This is a genomic window from Anatilimnocola floriformis, assembly GCF_024256385.1.
GTDB classification, from domain to species: domain Bacteria; phylum Planctomycetota; class Planctomycetia; order Pirellulales; family Pirellulaceae; genus Anatilimnocola; species Anatilimnocola floriformis.
The window spans coordinates 1-15,989 of sequence record NZ_JAMLFW010000001.1; the positions used below are offsets into that span (position 1 = coordinate 1).

Annotated in this window: 13 protein-coding genes; 8 read left to right on the forward strand and 5 right to left on the reverse strand. The window is 59.1% G+C overall.

The window, feature by feature from the left end; translation table 11 throughout:
* Positions 1–159 precede the first annotated feature (159 nt).
* From M9Q49_RS00005 to M9Q49_RS00015, 3 genes are all read left to right on the forward strand, one after another.
* Positions 160–1,182, forward strand: coding sequence for a hypothetical protein (locus tag M9Q49_RS00005; RefSeq protein ID WP_254506484.1), 1,023 nt, complete (start codon positions 160–162; stop codon positions 1,180–1,182).
* A 253-nt stretch (positions 1,183–1,435) separates the two neighbouring features.
* Entirely contained in the window at positions 1,436–1,690 is a 255-nt protein-coding gene (locus tag M9Q49_RS00010) for a hypothetical protein (RefSeq protein WP_254506485.1), read from the forward strand.
* Complete coding sequence (locus tag M9Q49_RS00015; protein ID WP_254506486.1) at positions 1,674–3,287, forward strand: Do family serine endopeptidase; 1,614 nt, start codon at positions 1,674–1,676, stop codon at positions 3,285–3,287. The genes M9Q49_RS00010 and M9Q49_RS00015 overlap by 17 nt, the downstream gene beginning before the upstream one ends.
* Positions 3,288–3,386: 99 nt before the next feature.
* On the opposite strand, the gene M9Q49_RS00020 is transcribed toward M9Q49_RS00015, so the two are convergent.
* Complete coding sequence (locus tag M9Q49_RS00020; protein ID WP_254506487.1) at positions 3,387–4,466, reverse strand: porin family protein; 1,080 nt, start codon at positions 4,464–4,466, stop codon at positions 3,387–3,389.
* Positions 4,467–5,178: 712 nt separating this feature from the next.
* On the reverse strand, positions 5,179–5,982 hold the full coding sequence (locus M9Q49_RS00025) for a DUF1570 domain-containing protein (protein ID WP_254506488.1): 804 nt from the start codon (positions 5,980–5,982) through the stop codon (positions 5,179–5,181).
* Positions 5,983–6,397: 415 nt separating this feature from the next.
* Between M9Q49_RS00025 and M9Q49_RS00030 the strand changes: the two genes are divergently transcribed.
* From M9Q49_RS00030 to M9Q49_RS00045, 4 genes are all read left to right on the forward strand, one after another.
* Entirely contained in the window at positions 6,398–7,021 is a 624-nt protein-coding gene (locus M9Q49_RS00030) for a hypothetical protein (protein ID WP_254506489.1), read from the forward strand.
* A complete protein-coding gene (locus M9Q49_RS00035; RefSeq protein WP_254506490.1) occupies positions 7,018–7,950 on the forward strand; it encodes a hypothetical protein in 933 nt (310 codons plus the stop codon). Before M9Q49_RS00030 ends, M9Q49_RS00035 begins: the two co-directional genes overlap by 4 nt.
* A gap of 104 nt (positions 7,951–8,054) precedes the next feature.
* The gene (locus M9Q49_RS00040; protein ID WP_254506491.1) at positions 8,055–8,447 is read left to right on the forward strand and encodes a hypothetical protein; all 393 of its coding nucleotides are present in this window, start codon (positions 8,055–8,057) and stop codon (positions 8,445–8,447) included.
* 191 nt (positions 8,448–8,638) lie between these two features.
* Entirely contained in the window at positions 8,639–12,355 is a 3,717-nt protein-coding gene (locus tag M9Q49_RS00045) for a DUF4132 domain-containing protein (protein ID WP_254506492.1), read from the forward strand.
* A gap of 11 nt (positions 12,356–12,366) precedes the next feature.
* Here M9Q49_RS00045 and M9Q49_RS00050 read toward each other — a convergent pair whose 3' ends face one another.
* Positions 12,367–13,662, reverse strand: a complete 1,296-nt coding sequence (locus M9Q49_RS00050) for an NAD(P)/FAD-dependent oxidoreductase (RefSeq protein WP_254506493.1) — start codon at positions 13,660–13,662, stop codon at positions 12,367–12,369.
* Between the two features lie 341 nt (positions 13,663–14,003).
* Here M9Q49_RS00050 and M9Q49_RS00055 point away from each other — a divergent pair, with 341 nt between their 5' ends.
* Positions 14,004–14,426, forward strand: a complete 423-nt coding sequence (locus M9Q49_RS00055; protein ID WP_254506494.1) for a SpoIIAA family protein — start codon at positions 14,004–14,006, stop codon at positions 14,424–14,426.
* Positions 14,427–14,432: 6 nt separating this feature from the next.
* Here the strand turns inward: M9Q49_RS00055 and M9Q49_RS00060 are convergent, their stop codons facing one another.
* Together M9Q49_RS00060 and M9Q49_RS00065 are read right to left on the reverse strand one after the other, a co-directional pair.
* Positions 14,433–15,152 (reverse strand): hypothetical protein, encoded by a 720-nt coding sequence (locus tag M9Q49_RS00060; RefSeq protein ID WP_254506495.1) that lies wholly within the window; start codon positions 15,150–15,152, stop codon positions 14,433–14,435.
* 233 nt (positions 15,153–15,385) lie between these two features.
* A complete protein-coding gene (locus M9Q49_RS00065) occupies positions 15,386–15,907 on the reverse strand; it encodes a hypothetical protein (protein WP_254506496.1) in 522 nt (173 codons plus the stop codon).
* Positions 15,908–15,989 lie beyond the last annotated feature (82 nt).

Below are 15,989 nucleotides of genomic sequence, written 5' to 3' on the forward strand. Positions count from 1 at the left end.
AGGTCGATAGCGCTGCTAACCCCTCACCCCGGCCCTCTCCCCGAGGCGGGGCGAGGGAGCGAAGCGTGCTGCGCACGTGCGATGTGGCGTGCGGCGTTTTGATGATGTGTGATTGCATGTTGGCTTTCGTTTTCACTTCTTTTTGCGAGGAGTCATCTCATGCCTGCCAAGTCGAAGAATCCGTTGCGCTCGATTGAGATGCGGGTGTCGCAGCGCGATCGGCAGATTTATCAAGCCGTGGTCATCGAGCAGCGGTTGCAGTCGGCGGTGGCGGCCGAGCATGGCATCAAGCAGCCGCGCGTGAGTGCGATCGTCAGGCGGGTGCGGAAGTGGCGAGCGCTCCCCGCGCCGCCGGGCATGGAGCAGTTTTCGCGCGAGGAGCAGTTGCGGGTGGCGGCTCGCGATCATCGCGATCGGCTCGCATTTTGGCATCAGCAGGCCGTGGTCGCGTGGCAGTCGTCGAAGCAGACGAAGCACAAAGTGAAAGTGCGAAAGGTGAAGGGCGAGGAGGTCGAGGAGCGGACGGTGGAGGTGCGCGATGGCGATGATCGGCTGTTCAATGTTGGGTTGCTCGCCGCGGATAAGATCGTGCAGTTTGAGGGCTTTGATCTGCGGGGCAACGTCGATGTGTCGAACAATGGGCGTGTGCCGGAGCCGCCGAAGATGGCCGACGAGGAGCTCTATCGCGGCGTAAAACGGAAGGTGATGAGCGGCGACTTCGACACTCCCGGCGATGAAGGCGTGCCCGGCATGTGGCAGCAAGAAGCCGAGAAACGAAATGCCGAAGTGATCGCGGCGCAGGCGGAAGTGACCGAAGAATTGCCGGTGAGCGCGCCGCTGCTCGCATGCGTGACGGCTGCGGTGGAAGAGGATAGCTCGAATCAGAAGTCGGCAGCCATCGAGGACTCAAAGCTGAAGAGTTCCTCGGCAGAGTGCAATAAAGTGTTATGCAAGAACGAAGTAAAAACGTCGCAAGACAATCAGCAACCAGCGGTTACATCGAAAGCAAAAACAGATCACCTGTTATATAACGCCCCGCCGGCAGAGGGGGCTCGCCAGCGGCCGCCGGCCCCGGTCAGCGCGCTGGTTCGGGGTTATTGCGTGCCGGTGCAGCATGTACCGGACGACGAACCGCCCGGCACCGGCGAATTCCGCTGGGCGAATCGGCCTCGTGGATCGTGATTGTGCTCATTGTCGTCGAATACTCCGTATTCGATGGTGGCGGTTGCAGGCAGTGGGCCGCTGGAATAAGCGTCAGCGAAATTCCAGCAAGTTCGGCGAGGGGAGTCTCGGCGGTTGTGTTGTTCCGCGATTGCGCTTCCTCGATACGACTCCACTTCCACGATCGCGCGCCAAAGCCGGAATTTCGCGGAGCTCATTCCTAGGCATGTTTTGAGTTCACCTCAACCCACCGGATACGGAGTATCCGGCGACAATGATTCTGCGCATGTTGGCAATCGCCTCAAACGTCAACGTGCATCGTTTTGGCACGCCAGCTGCTTTTTCTTCCCGCGTGTTCGCGCTCTTCTGTCATTTTGACTGCGGAGCTCCGCAACGTGACGAACATGTCAGCTTTTTGTTTTTCGTCAAATATTCCGCAAGAACCGCCTGTTTTGGCGCAACGTACAAAATAGCTAAGGGACAACTTTCGAAACCTAGGAGGAAATTCAATCATGCAAACATCGGCTAATAATACGTTTTCCCGCTGGGCGATGGGCTCGGTGCTCACCATCGCGACGCTGACGTCGGCGGGCTATTTTCTTGAGTCAACACATCTGCTGTCGCCCAATCATGTGACAGCAGCCCCGGCAGCGCCGGTGGTAGCAACTCCCAAGGCTCGCGAAGATTTGTCGCATGCCAATTCGCTGTCGGAAGCGTTTCGTAACTCCTCGAACCGCGTCCTTCCAGCCGTCGTCGCGATTCAAAACATTCAACAGCCGAAGCTGGTGCAGCGCGAAATGCCGCGCAACATGCCCCGCGGTGGCGGCATGCGGCAAATGCCGCCGGGCATGGGCGAACTCGACCCGCTGCTGAAGCGATTCTTTGAAGGCATGCCGGAAGGTGAGTTCGATGGCCGCGGTGGCGAAGGCGCGCCGGGTCGACAAATGCCAGGACGCGAAAGCAGCGGCTCGGGCGTGATCATCGATCCTGCCGGTGTGATTCTCACGAACAATCACGTCGTCGCTGGCGGCGGCAAGTTGCGTGTGAAGTTGCATGACGGTCGCGAGTTCGATGCAGTAGATGTGAAGACCGATACAGGCACCGATCTCGCCGTGATCAAGATCAAAGCCAACGGCTCGCTGCCGTATGCCGCGCTGGGTGACAGCGATCAGATGCAGATTGGTGATTGGGTGCTCGCGCTCGGTCAGCCGTTTGGTCTGCAAGACACCGTGACTGCCGGCATCATCTCGGCGAAGGGCCGCGACATTGGCATCACGCGTCACAACGAGTTCCTGCAAACCGATGCTGCGATCAATCCGGGTAACAGTGGTGGCCCGCTCGTGAATCTGCAAGGCGAAGTCGTCGGCATTAATACCGCGATCAGCAGCAGCAGCGGCGGTTTTCAGGGGATCGGCTTTGCCGTACCTGTGAACGTTGCCAAGTGGGTCAGCTCGCAGTTGCTCAAGGATGGCTCGGTGCATCGCGCTTACCTGGGCGTCGGCATTCAAGCTGTTGACCAGACGCTAGCCGATCAATTGGGGCTCAGCACGTCGCAAGGCGCACTGATCACCGATGTGCAAAAGGATTCGCCGGCCGCGCAAGCGGGTGTGCAAGCGCAAGACGTGATCGTGGAATTTGCCGGCAAGCCGGTGAACAGCCCACGCTCGCTGCAAGCCGTTGTCGGTCGTGCCGATCTCGGCAGCAAGCAGCCGATGGTTGTGCTCCGCGATGGCAAACGGGTCACACTGCAGGTGAATATCAAGGAACAGCCGAAGGGCTACGGAGAGGTTGCCAAGTTCAATGAAGAAGAAGGCTCGGGCCCACGCAAGCCAGAGTCGTCGTCATTCGAAAACCTGGGCCTCGATGTCGCGCCGCTGACCGCTGATCTGGCGAAACAGCTGAGCGTGAAGGCTGACGCTGGCGTTGTTGTGACCGACGTCGAAAACGGCTCGGCTGCGGCGAACGCCGGTCTGCAGCAAGGCGATGTCATCGCGCAGGTCGGCCGCACGCCGGTCAAGAGTGTCGATGAATTCCGCGCTGCGGTGAAGAAGGCCGACCTCGATAAAGGCCTGATGTTGCTCGTGAAGAGCAGCGAAGGTTCGCGCTTCGTCGTCCTGAAGAACTAAGCAAGTTGGAGTGCCGCCTGCAGGCGGTCTTCCGACACCAACGAGAGTGGCGTGGAGGTTAAAAACTTCACGCCACTTTTTTGCGCGGATGCAATCGACTTACCAGTACGACGTATTTCCGGTCCACGGAAAGTAACTCGGTCGCTTGCCGCCAAAGCGGTATTCCACGCCCATCATCAGGCTGAAATTATTCATCGGATCGACGTGCGCTCCGCTGAAAGAAAGATTCGCGGTGGCATCGAAGCGAATGGTGAACCAGGGAGATTGATACATCTTCAAGCCGACGCCCAGCGGCATGGTGAGGACGGTATCGTCGATTCCCTGGCCTGCTTCGTTCATGTAACGGGCATTCATAAAGCCCAGGCCGGCGAGCAAGTAAGGCCGCCAGCGCGAATCGCCCCACGGGTAATGCAGCAGAGCCAGATCGACATAGTATTCGCGAGCTGGATCACTGATCGGCGTGCCGGCGACGTTGAACGTCTCCACGCGCGAATAAGCGTAGCGGGCTTCCCAGCCCCAGAAGTGATCGAAGTCGTGACCGAGCCGCAAGCCGACGATCGGCCCGCTATCGGAATAGACGTGATCCTCGAGTATGTCATCGGCGATCATGCCGCCAACAAACACGCCGACGTACCACGGCCGATTCAGCCAACTGGTGCCGGTGAGCGGATCGCCCCAACCGGTGTGTCGGCCGGCATCGTTCGGATCGTTGTGCGAAAACCACGGCTCGCGCGCCGGGTATGCCTGGCCATGATGATTGCCAAAACGGCCGCCGCCGTAGTGATCCATCGCGGGCGCATCGGCAGGCCAAGCCTGGTTAGGATCGCCCTCGATGTATTGCTCCGGCTGTGAACCAGGAATGGGCACACCCGGCGGCTGCTGCGGCTGCGTCTCCATCGGTGCCGCCCCCATTGGTGAAAGACGCAACGGCGTGGGCAGCGTTTCCTGCGCTTGGGTAGGTTTCACATTGGGATCGATGCGTGTGAGCGCGATCGACTCGGACGACGAGCGGAGCGGATTGGTCGGCGCGTTGGCCGTGCCGCTGCTGCCGACTTTGCGAATTGGGTTTTGTCCCCACGCTTCACTCGCTGAGCACAACGCTAGCGCGCAACAACAGCCGATCGCCAGCAGGGCGAGGCGGTATGTCGGCCAGCGAAGGTGTGAGAAAAGTAATTGCATGAGCGCAGGGAATCGTGAGATTTTTTGGCGGCGGGATTGTGCTGATGCAGCCCCGCGGCGTCAAGGCGAAATTGGGCCGCTAGCAACCGATTCGGCCCGAAGAAATGACGTGCGCCGGGAATTGAGAGCCCGGCATTAGAAGTTCGCAGGCAAGGAAGGTCCGCCGCGCGCAGCCACTCGTCTCTCCAGCGAGTGCTGCGCGCAGCGGCCTGAGCGGCCACTCGATTGATTCGTGCCGGGACCGCTTGAGGTCGATCCCGGTCAAAGATGACGCGTTGTCAACGCTATCGAGTTTGCCTCGCGGCTAGTTCCAACAACAACTACACCAGAGCAGCAAGACGCGGATCAGTTGCTCTTTAAAAGTCGGTTCCGCAGCGACGGCACGGGGCGGCACTGGCGACGGTGAAATCGCTTCGCGGGCCCGGCGGACGGTTGCGCTGAACTGGCTCGTAATTCGACTGACTCGCATCGGCTGTTTGTCGCTACTTAAACGTGTTTGAACTCACGCGTGCTGAAGTCGCACGACAGGCCTCTCTTGGCGAATCGCGTGCCAACGTTGAAACTGCGCCGAAAAGCGTGAATTTCGCGGAAATTCAGCAGCGCGCGGCGAGAAGGCAATGTGCTGGATCCCGTCGACCCAGCAAATGTGCGCGAGACCCAGCAGGAGTCATGGCCGAGCCGATGTTTGGTGGCTAGTGCGGCTTGCCGGGCACTAGCGGCCCAAGAGATGATCGGCGAACCGCCGGTCGAGATCGGGAAGCCGCCGACGCAGACGCCGGCTGAGCGGCTCTGGCTGTTGATTGGCGCGGAGCTCGGAGATGTAGTTGACGAGCTCTTCGTGAGCTTCGCGCGGGCCGTGCAGCATGAAGTGAACCCAGGCGAACGAGTCGCGATATTCGTCTCGACCGAGCTGTTCAAAATCGGTGATGGCTTCGAGCGTGGGGAGTGCTGGCGGCTCAGCCGTTTGCAGCAACCGGCGCAGGTCGGCGAGGTGCGGATTGTTCGACGAGCGATCGTTCTTGTGGACTTCGAAATACTCGGCGAGTCCTTCGTCGAGCCACAGCGGCAAGCCGTTCACCACGGTGTGCAGCAGTGCGTGAGTCGCTTCGTGGCGGACATCGATTTCAAAATCGTCCCCCTTCGCGGCGAAAACCATCCCCGGCCCCTTCGACTTGATGAACAGGGCCCGGCGATAAGGAATGCGGGGAAAGTAGGTCTTCAGATAGTTTTGATAGGCTTCGCGATCATGAAACAGAAAGAGGTGCACCGACTCGCGCGAAGCCGGCAAACCGAGGATCTCGGTGAGGTCGCGCGAAAGATCGCCCAGCTGATTGAGGAGTAGTTCATCGCGGCCGAATTGAAAATCGGCATGGCAACGGAAGATGCCGATGGTCTTCTCGGCTGGCCAGCGCGACTCTTGCGCAGCGCCGCTGGCGGCAAGAATCAGTAGCAGCAGGAGTGCACCGCAGCTCGACGCCAGAGAAACTGCGCAGCGAATTGGAAGCAGTGATAGCATCGCGCAGGTTCGCCATCCACAGAGAAGACCCGGCTGGGAAAGGGGTGGGAATGTACCGATGCGTTCGACAGCCGGTCAAGGCGAATCTGTGAAGATTGCTGGATGGCAGCAGGCGGCAGATCAGACTCCACCGAGCTTGCTCGGTGGTGAAACGATTTTGCACCAGACCGCATCCCCAGAGAGCGTTGCCCCCTCCGAGCTTGCTCGGTGGAGCACATGATTGAAGCTGCGGCGAAATCACTCGCTCCACCGACCAGAGATCGGTGGGGGCGAAAGGCATACGGAATCGCCCTGCTAGTGCAAAATCACGGCTCCACCGAGCAAGCTCGGTGGGGGCCAAGCCACCAGCAGGTTCTCTCCTGCGACCTACACTTGCCCGTAGGTAAGCATCGCAGGCTCGTTCCTGGTTCCGATTATGTCGACTGAAACAAATGCACCGACCGATCCCGGCTTGCTCGCGCGGCGAGTCTGGCTCGCGCCGATCTGCTTGTGCCTAGTGGCTGCCGTGCATTTGTATCGCGTGGCAACGGCTGGCCAAACGCCCTGGAAGGGCGGCAGCTTCGGCATGTTCTCGACGATCGACAGCGAAGGCGCCCGCTTCGTTCATGCCTACGTTCAAACCGCCGCGGGCCGAACGCCGGTGCAGATTCCGAACGACCTCGATAAAAAAGTCGCCGAACTCCGGGCCGCGCCGAATCAAGAACTCGCCGACGAAATCGCGCGGCGGCTCGCCAAACGCTACTGGTTCGACCCACAACTCCGGCAGGCACAACTGAACGAACAACTACGTCGGCAACCGGTCGATGTCCCCCTGACCGGCGAACGGCTGCGCGAAATGCGCCGCGGATCAGCCGTCACGAACGTCTCGCTGCCGACAACTGTGCTCGCCGCGACAAGCGACCCCGAATCGGCGGCGACGATTCCGTTTGACTTGGTGCGGGTAGAAGTTTGGAAACAAACGATGAGCCCGGGCACGACGCGGCTCGTACCGCAGTTGCTGTTCTTCTCTTCGCTACCGATCACGGAGAAGAGGCCATGATTGCCATTTCTCCGCCGAGCTGGCAAAAGTCAGCCGTTGAATCGCCGCCGACGCAACTGCCGCCGCGCTGGTTGCAGCTCGATCCGTTCGTGGTGCTGCCGCCGCTCACGCTGCTGCATCTGCTCGTCCACGCGCCACAGGCCTGGTATCTGCAGCTCTTGCTGTTGCCGTTGTTCGCGGCCGGGCTGGTGTTTCGCCGTTGGCTCAATACACCGGCATTCTGGTATCTGACGGCGGCGCTGCTGGGAACGACGATTTATCTCAACTGGGAATCGTCCGACAATCACAAGTACCTGTTCGTCTATTGGTGCCTGGCCCTTTGCTCGACCTTCTCGATGCCGCGCAGCGATCAACCCGAAACGCTGCGCCGCAGCAGTGGGTTGCTGATCGCGCTCTGCATGCTGTTTGCCATGGCTTGGAAGGCCTGCACGCCGCAGTACCTCGACGATCGGTTCTTTACGTATGAACTGATCGCCGACGAACGCTTCGCGCACTTCACTTCGTGGACGACTGGTCTGCCGTTGGAAACACTCGCTGCCAATCGCGAGCTGCGCGATCTGCAGCAGAGCTATCCTGCCGGCGTCACCGTTCCCACAGTCGAACTGTCGGGCGGCGGGCAAGTGAAGTTCCTCGCGCACTTTCTCACGTGGTGGACGGTGCTGATCGAAGGTTTGATCGGCGGATTGTATTTGTTGCCGTCGAATCGCTGGACGAACCGCGCGCGCAATTTGCTCCTCATTCTCTTTGCCGTAACGACCTACAGCGTCGCGCCGGTGCGCGGCTTCGGCTGGATGCTGATGCTACTCGGTCTGGCGCAATGCCCGCGCGACGAGTGGCGATACCGCTGGGGTTTTCTCGGCGGCATGCTCCTCATCCAAGCCTACATGCTGCCGCTTGGTCAGATTATTCAGATTGTGGGAAGAGGCTGAGGTTATTTGATGTGGGCACGCAGGGGCTTCTTTGCATGAGGCGGGCTGCGAGCGATAATGCCGCTACCTCTCATTCGCCAACTTCCGCCTCTGGATGTCTTGCTATGTTCCGCACCATTCTTGCGCTGTTCGTGTTTTTCTTCGTCACCGCTCCCCTCTTCGCTGAAGAAGCTCCCGAGAAGCCGCTCACGGTCGAAGAGGCGCTCGCCAAAGCCGGCAGCGATGTCTATGTCGAGTTGACGATTCAATCGGCCAAGAATCTGCTCGCCGATCGCGGCGCGGTTTACCTCGATAGCGAAAAGAACTTCCGCGATCCCAAGAACATCGCGATCACCATCACCAAAGCCGCCGCTGCCGATTTGAAGAAGACTGGCATCGAGGATCCCGCCGAGCACTTCAAGGGTAAGACCGTGCGCGTCCGCGGCAAGCTCAATCTCAAAGACAAGATCGCCCGCCTCGAGGTGAAAGAGGCGAAGCAGATCGAACTGGTGAAGTAACTCCACTAGTGTTGAATGCATCCGGTTCAGCCGCCAGGCGCTAGCCTCCGGCTTCTTCCTGCTTGCTGATCCGTAGGTAGTGCTGATCGCTGCTGCGCGCTCTTGGTTTTCGGCCGATTCACTCAGGCACCTAGCTGGGGTATTTTGGTACCGCACTTCTTGTCTTGCGGCTCTCCTCAGCAGGCTTATCCATGTATCGGAACCCGGCGGCACTCAGCGCGGACAGCATTGTGACGCTCGAAAAAATCCTCGAGCCGATGCGGAAACAAGATCGTGAAATTGCCGACCGCCTGATGAAGTACATCATCGATGGCGACGAAGAGTCCGTACTGAACAAGATGTGGGAAGCGGGCAAGGACCTGCGTTTGGGCGCGCTGGAGCAGTATGGTTTTCAAGCCGATCCTATTTCTTGGCAGACGTTTTTTCGTGACTTGACCAACTTTGATATCGAGCTATTTCAGCGGTTTATCAAGGTCTTCGAGGCTGCCGTTTGCAATGCACCAAAGGATCGCTTCTTGTTGCAAAAGTGGCTGGGAAACTCGCGCGGCTTGGAGGTGCTGCTACAAGAGGCAAATCGAATCACTGGGCAGTTCTACACCACCGACCGTAAGCCCGCGAATTTTCCCTTTCCGTTGATCGAACAGCTGCTGAAGGAAGCGGGCGCTGACATCGACAAGTATTTACACGGCATTTTTGAATTTGATGAGAAGCGACCCTGGGATTCTCAAGTCCGCAAGCAACTGCGTCTTGGTATGCAAGGTCTCGGGCCCGTGCTGGCCGAGCGGCGGTCATTGGTCGTGCCCTATTTGCTGGAAGGACATGTCATATCGCGAGTGTCCGCCCTCGAAACGCTCATCGATGCTAACGTGCCGCTGGCGGTGTTTGTCGAAGAGTTGGCTACGTGCGCAACCGAGTCCTCGAAACAAGTTCGCGATGCCGCCTGGCCGGTGCTGCGGAAGGTCTCCGACGAAGCTCGGCCGCACGTCGAACGCTTGGCCCGCGAAGGTGATCGCAACCAGCGTGAGCACGCGATTCGTTTGTTAGGCCGTTTCTACGGCGAGCAGACTTTGCCGCTGCTGCGCGAGTTGCTCGAAACCGAAAAATCGGCGCCGGTGCGCGAAGTGCTGCAAGCGGCACTCGGCGAAGTGAAGACCGCAACGGCGGAGCCACTTGTGCTCGAAGTGCCGCCACTCCCGCCGCTAGATTTGCACGCGCCCGTCACACCTGCTCTCCGGCAAGCGATTGAAGCGATCGCTGGTGGCCACGAAAAGCAGCGCGCGATTCACAACGAGAAGTTCAATAACCCAGCTGCCAATCCGCACCTTCATCCCAATCATCGGCTCGAATCACTGCCGAAAGATTGGGTCGATGCTGTGTGCGCGATTCTGGCAGGCAAGCGAGAGCCTGCCGCGCAGTCGCACGGATACTTGCAGGAAGCTGGGCTCTACGGTGGATACCTGAAAGGGGACATTACCGCTGCTCACCAGCGATTGTTGGAGAATCCCGATCTGCAACTGATTCAACTGGTTCGTTGGCTGGTGGTCATTCATGCGATTCCGCTGAGCGGCCGAAAAGCTGTGGAATCGCAGGCGATTGATTCGATTGAAAAGTATCGCGCGACGCATTCACCGCCGATCACGCTGGCCGAACTCGGCGCCGCTGTGGAGGCGGTGGGAGCTGATAGCGGCAGCCTCCTGCAATTGTCCCTCTATGAATATTGGCAAGCCTTCGACTGGGAAGCCGAAGCCGTGTGGCCTTACCTGTATGCAAATCTGGCAGCTCTCGAACGTTCGTTCATTCCGGTGCAAACGACCGACTACCAGACGAGATACGAAAGTGAATGGCAGCGCGCCGGTGCATTTCGGTTGCTGCGCAAATTCCCCGTCGTGCCACCGGCCATCGTCGGCAAAGTGTGGGAACTCGCCATCAGCACAAACAAACACGAGCGACAACAAGCGCAACCGATTGCAGCGAGACTTCCCGACTTGCAAGAGCGATTAGCCACGGCGCTCAGCAGCGGCAGCTTTCAAACACGACAAAATGCAGCCGAATGGATCGGGAGGTTGGGAGACAAGGTAGCAATCAAACCGCTCGTGGTCGCAGCCAAGAACGAGAAACAAGACGCCACGTTCGATACGATGTTGACCGCGCTCGAGCGACTTGGCGAATCGATCTCGCCGTTTCTCGATCGCGAAAAACTGCAAGCCGATGCGCAGAAGAATCTTGCGAAGGGCCTGCCGACAGCCCTCGTCTTTTTTCCCTTCGACACGCTGCCAGGAGTTCGCTGGCAAGATAGCGGCAAGCCAGTTCCGACGGAAACGCTCATCTGGCTGATTGTGCAGAGCTTCAAATTGAAGACGGCGGAGCCCGGCGCGCTCCTTAAGCGTTATTGCGAACTCTTTCGCAAGAATGACCGCGAGGAGTTCGGCAACTTTGTGCTGCAGGCCTGGCTTGGTCAGGATTTGAAACGTGGGTTGACCGATGACGAAGCCCGTGCAAAAGCCAAGAAGAATGCGCCGCAGCAATGGCAGTATTATCAGCACAGCATCCAGTGGTATCAGAACAACAAGCAGCCCATTCCTGCGGGCTTTCCGCAGAGTCAGTCGGCACTCGAAGATCAGCTCTTTGCACAATATCAACGCGAGGTCGGCTCCGCCGTTGCGGAGAAAGGCATGCTCGCCGTGGCCGGCGCTTGCTGTGGCGATGCTGCCGTCGGGCCGGTGCAGCGGTATTTGAAAGAGTGGTATGGCTATCGCGCGGCGCAGTGCAAGGCGCTCATCGCCATGCTCTCCGGCGTCGATCGGCCGCTGGCGATTCAATACATTCTCTCGATTTCGAATCGCTTTCGCACGAAAGGAATTCGCGAAGAGGCCGAGAAATACATTCAGCTGCTCGCCGAGCGCAAGGGCTGGTCGCTCGATGAACTGGCCGATCGGACGATGCCGACGTGCGGACTCGATGACGAAGGAAAACTCGAGCTCGACTTCGGCCCGCGCAAGTTTCTGCTGCGCGTGAATGCCGATTTGGAGCTGACCGTTTACGACGCCGAAGGGAAGGCGTTGAAAAAACTCCCCGATCCGCGCAAAGATGACGACGCTGAACTCGCGAAGGCCGCGAAGAAAACCTACTCGGTGGCCAAGACCGAAGTGAAAAAGCTATTTGGCCTGACGCAGACGCGGTTATATGAAGCGATGTGTACCGAGCGAACTTGGCCGCTTGCCGATTGGGAGTTGTATCTGCATCAGCATCCACTCGTGCGGTTTCTAGTGCAGAGACTCGTGTGGGCGGTGCTCGTTGATGGCGAGGTGGTGCAGACTTTTCGGCCGCTCGATGACGGCTCGTTTACGGACTTCGAAGACAATCCCGTCACCCCGCCCGCTGGTAGCTCGATTCGCGTCGCGCATGCCTGCAACGTGTCGCCGGAGACCACGCAGGCTTGGGCACAACACCTTTCCGATTACGATGTCACGCCGTTATTTGCGCAGTTCGCTCGCGCTCCGTATGAGTTGCCGGCAGCGAAACAAAAGACGACGAGCGCCGACGATTTCCAAGGACATCTCGTCGAAGCCTTCAAGCTCCGCGGCTTGGCGACGAAATTCGGCTACACCCGCGGTCAGGCCGAGGATGGCGGTTGGTTCTACAGCTATTCGAAAGCATTTCCCGGCCTGGGCATCGAAGTGCTACTAAGCTTCAGCGGGAACGGCTTACCGGAAGAGAACCGCACCGTCGCACTCACAACGATGAGCTTCGCAAGAAAATCGCCGGGTCGCGACAGCGGTTACAACCGCGCTGGCAATCTCCAACTCAAGGACGTTCCCAGCGTGCTGCTTGCCGAATGCCTCGGCGACATGAAGACAATCGCCGCGGCGGGAAGCGGTTTCGATGCCGAGTGGGAGAAGCGGCTGTAGCCCCGCCCACGCTACTGCGCGGCAGCCGTCGCTTTCGCTGCCGCTGCAGCAGCCATCTCGGCGCGGATTTCATTCATCGGCTCGATCACATCGTCAACCTTGTCATCGAACAGATCGCCAATCAAGAGATCCGTAAGGTGTCCCTTCAAGTTGGGATGCTTCTTCACGAACCGGCCGAAGCTAAAGCCGTCGTAGTATTCGCAGACGAGACGCTTCATGCGGTTCATGCCAGTGATGAAATCGGGGCCCCATTTGCCGAGTTGCGCAGCCGATGTGTCGCCTTTGCTCAAACCTTCGGCCACGGCATCGCCGCAGACCGAACCCGAACGGAGCGCGAGGAGCACGCCGGACGAGTAGAGCGGATCGAGGAAGCCAAAGGCATCGCCCACCAGCGCCCAGCCATCGCCGGCGACTTGCGTCGAGCGATAGGTGTATTCCTTGGCCGCTCGCATCGGCGCGACTTGTTTGGCATTGGTGAGTCGCGGCTGCAGGCCGGGGCAGCGGGCGACTTCTTCGTTGTAAATGTCTTGCAGATCTTTCGACGCGCGGTTCTGAAAAAGATACGAGTGCTCGGCAACGACGCCGATGCTGACAATGTTGTTGTGCAGCGGGATGTACCAGAACCAACCCTTCTTACCTTCCGTTTGCATCACGTGCGTGGCGCCTTCGTCGCGGCCTGTGTCGCGATAGGCATTTTCCCAGTAGCTCCAAACGGCGGCTTTTTTCAGATCGTTGTCCCACACTCGCAGCCCAAGTTTCCCGAGCAGCAGCGAGCTTTGACCGCTGGCATCGACGACGACCTTGGCTCGCACTTCGCGCTGCTGGCCGTTTTCATCTTCCACCTTCACGCCGACCGCGCGAGTTCCTTCGAACAGCACATCGAGCACGCGCACCCCTTCATGCACCTGCACGCCATGTTCGGCGGCATTGCGGAGCATCATCAGGTCGAACTCGCTCCGCAGCACTTGCCAGGTTTGCGAGCACTCGTGCGGCTTGTTGTCGTGAAAGTAGAACGGCTCCGACAGACGGCCTTTGTCGGTGACAAATTGCACGCTGAACTTTTTGACGAAGTGGCTTCCCTTCATCTTGTCGAGCATGTTGAGCCGCTTGAGGACCCAATACGTTTCGGGAATCAAGGATTCGCCGATGTGGAACCGCGGAAAGCGCTCGCGCTCGAACAGCTGCACCTTGTGACCGTGCTGCGCGATGATCGTGGAGACCGTTGCACCGGCGGGACCGCCGCCGATCACAACGACATCGGTGGTTTCGACAGCAGGGTTTTCGGCAGGCGATGAAGAAGTGGTCATCAGCAAAATCCTGTGGAGAGAAGGGTTCCCAGGCAGGTCAATTGCACAATAGTTGTTTCAACAAGTGTCGTCAAGAGCTGAGGTCTGAATGCCTCGTAGCTGTGCGTTTTTCAGCGCGAGGGCGACAAACTGTCGGCGCGGGACGCAAGCAATGACCAGAAATGGCACCGCATGGTGGGGCCGGTGTTCAACTGAGATTGAAAACGAAAAATTCAGCGCGGTATTAAAATCGCTTTCGCTTTACGAATGAGTTATCGTGAGATCACCACCGCGATCGAGTTGCATTTGGGAAGAGGCGATGGTTCCCTGCCAACTTTCGACCTGCATGCGGAAGGCGTCCCATGTCGCACGATGTGCGGGTAATTGCCGCGACTGATTTTTTGCCGACAACTGTCGAAGGCAACATTGTCTTTGAGAGCAGCGACCAATTCCTGCGGCAAATCGCCGTGGCTTGCGATCAGCACGATCAGCACCACGTGCTGTTCGATGCTACGAAGCTCCCCGAAAAGAGCTTATCGGTGATCGAGCTCTATCAACTGGGAAGCGGCCTGCAGCAATACGGCTTTGGAGCAACGCATCGCATTGCAATTGTCTGCAGCCCCGGCGAAAGTGCGCAGCGGGGAAAGTTCTTTGAGCTGGTCGCCGTCAATCGCGGCGCAAACGTGCGATCGTTCGATAAGGTCGAAGAAGCCTGGACCTGGCTGGGTGAAGCTACGCCGCCAGGAAATCCAACGAACACAAACGCGCGGGCTTCGGCTTGCTGAGCGTGTTTACTTCGACTTCCGCAAGAAGGCGATGATCTCTTCGTTCGTCTTGAACTTGCCGAGCATCGACTTGCCTCCCCCGCCAGCAGCAGGAGCTTCGGCGACTGGTTCGGGCTCTGGTTCCGGTTCTGGAGCAGGCGGCGGCGGGGCTGGAGCGGGCTTGGCTGCCGCAGGAGCCGGGGCGGCAGCGGCCGGAGCTTTGCCGCGAGCGGCGGCCAGAATTTCGGCGGGGCTGAGTTTTTTGGCTTCGGCTGGCTTGGTTTCAGTAGGTTTGGCTTCGGCGGCCGGGGCAGCCGGTTTGGCACCGCGGGCGGCGGCCAGGATATCGGCAGCACTCATTTTGCCGGCCGGCTTGGGAGCTTCGGCGGCGGGAGCGGCCGCTTTCGCACCACCCTTGGCGGCAGCCAGAATTTCGGCGGCCGACTTGGCAGCGGGCTTTGCGGGGGCAGCCTTCTCGGCGGCAGGAGCAGCCGCGGCGGGCTTCTTTTCGGCCTTCTCAGCCTTCGGCAACGGAGCGTCGACAACCTTCAAAAAGGCCGGATCGATGTCGTACCAGCCGATGTTGTTATGGCCATCGAACTGCACCAGGGCCCGGCCGCTGAAATTGACCGTCTTCACCATGCCAGTCAGCCCGTTGAACCTTTTGAGCTCCGGACGATTGGCATCGACGACCACGTATTTGTCGGTCAACTGCTTCTGAAGACTGAGGATATTGTCGAAGACCATAGCCCTGACGACCGGTGAAAGATGTTGCCGTGGAAAGCGGCATATTCTCCCGTCCACGGCCGGAAAAGGCAAGGTGCCAGGAAGGGGCTGGGAGCTAGGAACTGGGACCTGGGGAAAGAAATCGCGTTAGGGATAGCATTGGGTTGGGAGCTTAAGAAGGCGTAATAGAAACAGAGAGGGGCGGGAATGCATTTTCCCAGCCCCAGTTCCTTGTCCCCAGCCCCCACCTCCACCTAATCGCCCGCGATGCTTCCCGACGCCAAGCCCTTGATCATCACAACGAGGCCGATGATGAACAGCACGGGCGGATAGAAGAAAATGAAGCCAGCGGCCAGACCACCGAAGAACCACACGACGGAAATTGCCATCAGCGCTAGACCGCCGAGGATGCTGCTGTCCCAGAACTGCCCCTTGGCCGGTTCGGGCCGATAGGCGGAGTAGGGCGTGACCGATGTCGGCGAGGCATACGGACTGGCGATGGTCGATTGCTGATACGCGGCTGGCGCCAGAGTGTATTCCGATTCTGGCTGTTGATAGGCCGGACCGGAGGGTGCAAAGGCATTGCCGAAATCGAGCGGCGAAGGCTGATAGGCCGGAGCTGCTTGAACTGCTTCGGCTTCGAAGACTTGCTCGAGCAGAAACACCGAATTGCAAGCCGGGCAGCGCCCCTGCTTCCCCAGCGAAACTGCCGGGACGAGCAACCGCTTATCGCACTGGGGGCAAACGACTGGAACTTTTTCACCTGCTGTCGACATGGCAATATCCTCTGGCTGACAAAAGCACTCGCGACCTCAACCGCGTGGCTCAAGTATAAAGAGCCGCGCGGCAATTCGCCAA

Coding starts and splice junctions, on each gene's coding strand:
- M9Q49_RS00015 (WP_254506486.1), top strand. CDS start 1,674: ATGCAAACATCGGCTAATAATACGTTTTCCCGCTGGGCGATGGGCTCG.
- M9Q49_RS00065 (WP_254506496.1), bottom strand. CDS start 15,907: ATGTCGACAGCAGGTGAAAAAGTTCCAGTCGTTTGCCCCCAGTGCGAT.
- M9Q49_RS00010 (WP_254506485.1), top strand. CDS start 1,436: ATGATTCTGCGCATGTTGGCAATCGCCTCAAACGTCAACGTGCATCGT.
- M9Q49_RS00025 (WP_254506488.1), bottom strand. CDS start 5,982: ATGCTATCACTGCTTCCAATTCGCTGCGCAGTTTCTCTGGCGTCGAGC.
- M9Q49_RS00060 (WP_254506495.1), bottom strand. CDS start 15,152: ATGGTCTTCGACAATATCCTCAGTCTTCAGAAGCAGTTGACCGACAAA.
- M9Q49_RS00050 (WP_254506493.1), bottom strand. CDS start 13,662: ATGACCACTTCTTCATCGCCTGCCGAAAACCCTGCTGTCGAAACCACC.
- M9Q49_RS00040 (WP_254506491.1), top strand. CDS start 8,055: ATGTTCCGCACCATTCTTGCGCTGTTCGTGTTTTTCTTCGTCACCGCT.
- M9Q49_RS00005 (WP_254506484.1), top strand. CDS start 160: ATGCCTGCCAAGTCGAAGAATCCGTTGCGCTCGATTGAGATGCGGGTG.
- M9Q49_RS00035 (WP_254506490.1), top strand. CDS start 7,018: ATGATTGCCATTTCTCCGCCGAGCTGGCAAAAGTCAGCCGTTGAATCG.
- M9Q49_RS00020 (WP_254506487.1), bottom strand. CDS start 4,466: ATGCAATTACTTTTCTCACACCTTCGCTGGCCGACATACCGCCTCGCC.
- M9Q49_RS00045 (WP_254506492.1), top strand. CDS start 8,639: ATGTATCGGAACCCGGCGGCACTCAGCGCGGACAGCATTGTGACGCTC.
- M9Q49_RS00030 (WP_254506489.1), top strand. CDS start 6,398: ATGTCGACTGAAACAAATGCACCGACCGATCCCGGCTTGCTCGCGCGG.
- M9Q49_RS00055 (WP_254506494.1), top strand. CDS start 14,004: ATGTCGCACGATGTGCGGGTAATTGCCGCGACTGATTTTTTGCCGACA.